The organism is Desulfobaculum sp. (assembly GCF_054921475.1).
This window is the reverse complement of record NZ_JBUDSW010000261.1, coordinates 1-5,043: the sequence shown is the minus strand read 5'-3', so window position 1 is coordinate 5,043 and position 5,043 is coordinate 1. Positions and strand designations below refer to the sequence as shown.

The window sequence follows — 5,043 nt, the reverse complement described above, 5'->3', positions numbered from 1 at the left end:
CATCAGCTTGAGGATGTCGTCCCCGCGCTCGCACAGCGGGGGCAGGGTGATGGGGACGACGTTGAAGCGGTAGTACAGGTCCTCACGGAAGGAGCCGTCCTCAAGGAGCGTCTCCAGGTCCTTGGCTGTGGCAAAGATGCTGCGCACGTCCACGGTGATGGGCGTATTCCCGCCAATGCGCGTTATTTCTCCGTCCTCAAGGACGCGCAACAGCTTCACCTGAAGCGCGGGCGGCATGTCGCCTACTTCGTCAAAGAAGAACGTTCCGCCGTTTGCGGCCTCGAATTTGCCTATGCGGCGCTTGTGCGCGCCGGTGAACGCGCCCTTCTCGTGCCCGAAAAGCTCGGACTCCAGCAAATGTTCCGGCAGGGCGGAGCAGTTGATTTTCAGGAAGGGCTTGTCGTTTCGGCGGCTGAGGTTGTGCAGGGCGTTGGCGACAAGCTCCTTGCCCGTGCCGCTGGGGCCAAGGACCAGCACCGGCGTGCAGGCATCGGCCACGGCGCGGATGCGCTCAAAGACCGGCTGCATGGACTGCCCGCCAATCATCTCGTCCAGACCGTTGCTGGTTTTGAGGCGCGTGTTTTCCTGCTTCAGGTCGTGGTAGTTGAAGTAGCGCTCCACGGCGATGAGCAGACCCTCGTTGGAGAAAGGTTTGCAGAGGAAGTCAAACGCGCCAAGGCGCATGGCTTTGACGGCAAGCTCAATCTCCGGAAAGGCCGTGATGAGAATCATGCCTGTGCCGGGGTGCAGCTCCTTCACCGTGCCCAGCATGTCGAGGCCGGATTTGCCCGGCAGGCGCATGTCCGTGATGAGCAGGTCAAAGCTGCTTGACGCCATGGCCCGCAGGGCGCTGTCTGCGTCCTCGAAGGCCTCGACGATATATCCTGCCGCCGAAAGGGTGTGCTGGATGCCGATGCGCATCGACAGCTCATCCTCCACAACGATGATGCTCCGTATCATGTGTCTTTTCCCGTGCGCGGAAGGTGTATGGCAAAGATGCTTCCGCGTGCTGTGGATTGTACAAGCTCAAGCCTGCCGCCGTGCTGGTCCACAATGGATTTGGCAAGGGCAAGCCCTAGTCCTGTCCCCTTCTCGCCCTTGGTGGTGAAGAAGGGATCGAAAATCTTGCCCTGAATGGCGTCGTCAATGCCCGGGCCTGTGTCCGAGATGATGAAGGTGAAACTGTCGTCGTGCAGCTTGCCCTCCAGCGTCACCGCGCCGCCCTCCGGCGTGGCGTGGATGGCGTTGAGGAGGAGGTTCACCAGCACCTGCTGAATTTTGGTGCTGTCCATCAGGATGGGCGGCGTTTCGCCTGGCAGGAGGGCGCTGAGGCTCACGCGCTTCTTTTGGCTGAACAGTTCCAGCAGGGATACGCTTTTGTGCACCACATCGTCCACGGCTGTCGGCTGCATGTTTAGCGACGACTGGCGGGAATAATCGAGCAAATCGCCCATAATTTTGCGGATGCGCGAAAGGCCGGAGTTGATGACCTCGATGTGCTGTTCGCGCCCGGCGTCGTCCAGATTGCCCTTCACCAGATTATTGAAGCACAGGATCACGCCGCCAAGGGGGTTGTTCACCTCGTGGGCGATGCTGGCCGTCAGTTGGCCGATGGTGGCCATCTTTTCGGTGTGGAAGAGCTTTTTCTTGGTCTGCGCGCGCTCCTGCTCCTCGCGCCGCAGGCGCTGCACCATCCATTCAAAGCTGTGCTGCAATTGGCCGATTTCATCCTTGCGCGGCGGCAGGTTGGGGAACGGCTCCGAAAAGTCGCCGTGCACCGTAAAGCCGACCATGGCATCGGACAGCTTCTGGAGCGAGGTAATGAGGTATTCCGCGCCAAATCCGACAATAATCAGGGAAAAGAGCAGCCACCCTGCGGAGATGGCCAAAATTTCATTGCGCACGGAAACGCGGGCCTTCTCAATGTCGCGCAGGGAAAAAAGCAGCTGGCATGCGCCCCATGTTTTGGACTCGATGGACAGCGGCTCCTGCACGGCAAGCACCGCGTCCGCGCCGGTGCCCAGTAGCTGAACGCTGGCCTGTGCCGGCACCTGTGGCGAGATGCTGGGCGCGGCGGCGTGGTCGCCGCCAGCGGGCGCCGCTTTGCTGACCACCTCCCGCCCGTGCTTGTCCACCACAGTAAAGGCGAGAATGCGCGGGTCCGTGCGCATAACGTCCGACACATAATATGACAGGTAGGCAATCATGTCTGATTCATCCAACATGTCCAACTCTTCATAGATGAACGTGTTGGTGAAGAGGATGGCTGAGGCCTTGGTGAGTGATGTTGCCTGCTGCCGCGCCGTCTGCATGAGCACGTCGCGCTCCTTCTCCAGCATATAATAGGCGGTGGAGAAGATGGTTCCCGTCAGGCAGAGCAGCACAATGCCGATGAATTTGAAGCGCAGCCCGCGCGGGGACAGCTTATGTCTCGTTTCCGTACCCATAAGTGATCGCGCAGTCTCGCAAGGTTCGTATTGATGCATAGTCATGGTCGGAAACCGGGGCAAAGCCGTTACGCAAAAGGGGTGTCCAGCGTCCGGCCAGGGCGGCCATGGCTGGGGTAGAAAAGTCCGTACTCAGCAGAAGGTGCTTCAGGCGCTGGAGCTGAGGTACCCCGGCCTTGCGGGCCACCAGCACAAAGCCTGGGTGCGGCCCGGTCTTGGCGATGGCGCGCAGGCCGGAATCCGCAAAGCGTTCAAAAGTCGCGACGGAGATGGCTCCGGCGTCGTGATTGCCACGGGTGACGGAGCGGACAACGGCCTCGTGCGTGCGCAGGTTGGTGGCCGTGGCAAAGTCCTGCTTGCTGACGCCGTGGGCGCCTAAAAAGCACAGCGGGTGCAGGTAGCCGGATGTGGAGTGCTTGGACGCAAAGGCAAAGGCCTTGCCGCGCAGGTCTCGCAGGGTGGTGATATCCGTGCGGGCCTTGGTCGTAAAGATAATGGTGCGGTGGGTGGGCGTGCCGTCCGGGGACAGCACCGCGCACAGCGGGCTGACCTTGGCGCTGGCCTCGCGCGCCTCGATGTAGGAAAAGCCGCCCAGCAGGGCGATGTCTATGCGCCCGGAGGTGAGGTCGTCAATGATGGTGGCGTAGTCCCGGGCCAGCACCAGCTCAACGGGAAGGCCCATCCGCTCCGAAAGAAAATCGGTAAAGGGCAGGTACTGCCGGTACATCATCAGCGGATGGTTCAGCGTAATGACGCCAAACGTGATGCGCCCGGGCGGCGGGGCCTGCGCGCTGGCCGGTGCGGCAAGGACAAAAAGCAGGCAAACGGTGAAAAGGACGCGTCGGATCATTGCATATGGCGCTTGTCTTAGGGGTTAACGGATTTGCCTCACATCGCAGGGGGCCTTGCGGCGCAGACAGCTGGTAAGGCTAAACGGGTTGGGGCGGCTGTGCTTGCTGCCCACGATGAGCATCTGGGCGTTATTCTCCTGCAACTGCTTGAGGATGCAGTACAGCGGCGACTGCCAGCCCACGTGCAATTTGTAAGGAATGTGCATGGCCTCCGCCCGCGAGATAAGGCGGGCAAGGCGGCGCTCCACCTCGGGCATCTCCTGCGTGCGGGCGTGGCGGATAAAGTCGTGCCGGTCGCCCTCGGTGGCAAGGGAATCTACCAAGCCATAGTGCGAAAGGCTAGACTCCACAACGTGCACAATGCCGAGGGATGCGCTGTTTTTGGCGCAGTAGGCCAGTGCGTAATCCTCGGCATTTTTGCAACACTGCCCGCCGGTGGTTGCCAAAACGATGGTACTTGTCTGCATAATCCCTCCCAAAGGGTGTTGGGGGAGCGCTCCCTGATGCGCTCCCCCAACGTTCGTCATAAATCGGCCTAGTTCATAATGATGGCCACAAACACCAAACCAATGCCGAGGAGGCAAACCATAAGGTCCTGTTTGCGGCTGGCCGAGAGGTTCTTCAATGCACGCAGCATGACTGACTCCCTGTGTTGATTCTAGTTGATGAAGTAGAGCACCGCGAGCAGGGCGAGGCCTGCCTTCAGCGACGCCACGGTGAAGCCCACAAGCACGCCGGTAAAGCCCGCGGCCTTGAGGTCGGCCAGACGGGTGGTCAGACCAATGCTGGCAAAGCCGAGCAGGAAGGCCCATTCCATGAAGGTCTTGGCCGTCTTCACGGCAGGGTCGCTAATCATGCCAGCCGTGTTCATCAGCACAACGATGAGGAAGCCAAGGACAAACACCGGGAACTTGGAAACGATAATCTGCCACTTGTTGATGGGCTCGCAGGACAGCTCGGAGGAGCGCTGGCAAGCCATGATGGTCAGCATCAGCACAACAAAGGGCAGGAAGATAACGCGGCCGATGTTGTATACGCCAGCGATAACGCCAGCATCGTCGCTAAAGCCAAACCCGGCGGCCAGCACCTGTGCGGAGTTGATGATGCCCACACCCGCAAACGCGCCATACTGCGCGTCCGTCAGGCCCAGCCACTGCCCCAGCGGCGGAAACACCACCAGCGCCAGCAGGCCAAACATCAGCACCACGGCGATGGAGTAGGCCATCTCTTCCTTTTTGGCGTTCACGGCCGGGGCCACAGCGATGGTGGCCGAAACGCCGCACACCGACAGCCCCGCAGCAAGACACGCGCTCAGCGAGGTGGAGATGTTCATCTTCTTGCCAATCCACATCAGCACCACAGCGGAGGCGAAGAGGAAAAAGGCGATAAGCCCCAGCGCCTGCCCGCCAACCGTCACCAATCCCGCCAAGGAATACTTGGCGCCCATGACGACGATGCCGGTCTTGGTGAGAATGGTGGAAAACCGAAGCCCCGGGCGCAACACATTGGGAACGCCCACCGTGTTGCGGATGGCGATGCCCACCAAGATAGCCAGAATAAAGTCCTTAATGGTCAAGTACGTTCTGAAAAACTCATAGTGTTTCAGAAGCGGCGCGGTAACGTGCGCGAAAACCGCCACAGAGATGACCAGCAGAAATCCCGGTATACTCTCCAGAATTTCCTGAAAAAAATCCCTGCGCAGTGATCCGTCCATTGCCTGAGTATTCGTTGACATGCAGTCCTCC

The 5,043-nt window shown here is 60.1% G+C and carries 5 protein-coding genes; all 5 read right to left on the bottom strand.

From position 1 onward, the window contains the following. Positions 1-960, bottom strand: a 960-nt coding sequence (locus tag ACY69P_RS14150; RefSeq protein ID WP_462327937.1) for a sigma-54-dependent transcriptional regulator, incomplete at its 3' end; no start/stop codon positions are given. Next, complete coding sequence (locus ACY69P_RS14145) at positions 957-2,447, bottom strand: ATP-binding protein (protein WP_462327936.1); 1,491 nt, start codon at positions 2,445-2,447, stop codon at positions 957-959. The genes ACY69P_RS14145 and ACY69P_RS14150, both read right to left, overlap by 4 nt. Beyond that, positions 2,425-3,297 (bottom strand): phosphate/phosphite/phosphonate ABC transporter substrate-binding protein, encoded by an 873-nt coding sequence (gene phnD, locus ACY69P_RS14140; RefSeq protein ID WP_462327935.1) that lies wholly within the window; start codon positions 3,295-3,297, stop codon positions 2,425-2,427. Before phnD ends, ACY69P_RS14145 begins: the two co-directional genes overlap by 23 nt. Positions 3,298-3,321: 24 nt before the next feature. Further along, positions 3,322-3,765: a universal stress protein gene (locus ACY69P_RS14135; protein WP_462327934.1), complete on the bottom strand. Its 444-nt coding sequence runs from the start codon at positions 3,763-3,765 to the stop codon at positions 3,322-3,324. 191 nt (positions 3,766-3,956) lie between these two features. After that, the gene (locus tag ACY69P_RS14130; protein WP_404845031.1) at positions 3,957-5,033 is read right to left on the bottom strand and encodes a YeiH family protein; all 1,077 of its coding nucleotides are present in this window, start codon (positions 5,031-5,033) and stop codon (positions 3,957-3,959) included. Positions 5,034-5,043 lie beyond the last annotated feature (10 nt).

Bases quoted from the DNA above. Each gene is read 5' to 3' on its own strand.
- ACY69P_RS14145 (WP_462327936.1), bottom strand. From the start codon at position 2,447: ATGGGTACGGAAACGAGACATAAGCTGTCCCCGCGCGGGCTGCGCTTC.
- phnD (WP_462327935.1), bottom strand. From the start codon at position 3,297: ATGATCCGACGCGTCCTTTTCACCGTTTGCCTGCTTTTTGTCCTTGCC.
- ACY69P_RS14135 (WP_462327934.1), bottom strand. From the start codon at position 3,765: ATGCAGACAAGTACCATCGTTTTGGCAACCACCGGCGGGCAGTGTTGC.
- ACY69P_RS14130 (WP_404845031.1), bottom strand. From the start codon at position 5,033: ATGTCAACGAATACTCAGGCAATGGACGGATCACTGCGCAGGGATTTT.